The sequence below is a fragment of the Amycolatopsis sp. NPDC003676 genome, assembly GCF_053587275.1.
Genome location: NZ_JBSFNS010000380.1, coordinates 1 through 1128 on the forward strand (window position 1 = coordinate 1; position 1128 = coordinate 1128).

Sequence of the window (1128 nt, forward strand, 5' to 3'; positions counted from 1 at the left end):
GAGGAAACGATGCAGCTGCAACCCGAGATGGGCACCGAGTCGGTTGATCATCCGATCGAGATAGCGGCCGGTCTGGGCGCTACCGACGTTGCGCGGAAAGTCCTTCACGCCGTCCCATCGCACGACAGTGCCGTGCCACTCGATCGGGCACCGGTGGTACCTGTCGATCAGTGTCTGGGCGTAGTGCGGATCGACGATGTCGCATTGGAATCCGTCCCGCGCCCGCTCCATCGCCCACTGCAGACCCGCCGGTCGGGTCTTCTTGGTCCGACTGACCACCGTGACCGCCGAAGCCTGGCTCAGCGACGCGGATTTGAGACCGGTGCCGAACATACCGAGCGCGTTCTCGGCGTAATCACGTCGGCCACCGACGGTCATCGCGACGTCGAGCTCGTCCTCGGTCATGCCACAGCCGTCGTCGATGATGAGCAGGCTCAGCAGGTCGTCCCCGTCCCGAAGGAAGTGGATCACGACATCTCTGGCGCCCGCGTCGATCGAGTTGTCCACCAGATCCGCGACCGCGGCTTCGAACCCGTAGCCCTGACTGGTCAGCGCCTCCATGTATCGAGCGTCCGGCGGTAGGTACTTCCGCCCCGTCGTCGGCACATCGAACTGCCAGTCGGCCGTCATCGTCACCCCGCATCACCAGCACCAATAGTCGTAGAACTGTCCGGGGTTTGATCAGTGCCGGCGTAGTGACCGTTACACGCGACACGCAGGGGCGGCATGCCCCAGCCAGGGCAGGTTCGCGACTAGCCCGCGAACGGGGTCGACACCATCCATTCGGCTTTGGCGAGTAGTTCGTCGAAGGTGACGACTTCGGGCGATGTCAGGTCGCGGCGGTACAGCTCGAACGATCGGATCTTCTGCTCGTGGTGCCCCCCGGACGGGGCGAGGAACTGACCCAGCTGCCCGACCACCACGTAGGAGCGCGGCCGCAGCATGTAGGTCCAGTCGTCCGGGACATAGAAGCCCTCGGCGTCTTTCGATTGCAGTTGGTCGTGGATCGTCTTCGTGGCGAGGTGAACCGTCGACTGCACCTGGGCAACCGCTCCCGAGACGGATCGGGATCGGGTTCAGGAAATGCCGCTTCTCCCGCCCCTCCTTGCGCGAGGTGACCAATTCGGC

General features: G+C 64.4%; 2 protein-coding genes. Both read right to left on the bottom strand.

Translation table 11 applies throughout. The features are described 5' to 3' along the window. Positions 1-630, bottom strand: a 630-nt coding sequence (locus ACWDNU_RS46575) for an ATP-binding protein (protein ID WP_449673542.1), incomplete at its 3' end; no start/stop codon positions are given. Between the two features lie 122 nt (positions 631-752). After that, positions 753-1040, bottom strand: a complete 288-nt coding sequence (locus ACWDNU_RS46580) for a Shedu anti-phage system protein SduA domain-containing protein (RefSeq protein ID WP_449673543.1) — start codon at positions 1038-1040, stop codon at positions 753-755. Between the last annotated feature and the right edge of the window lie 88 nt (positions 1041-1128).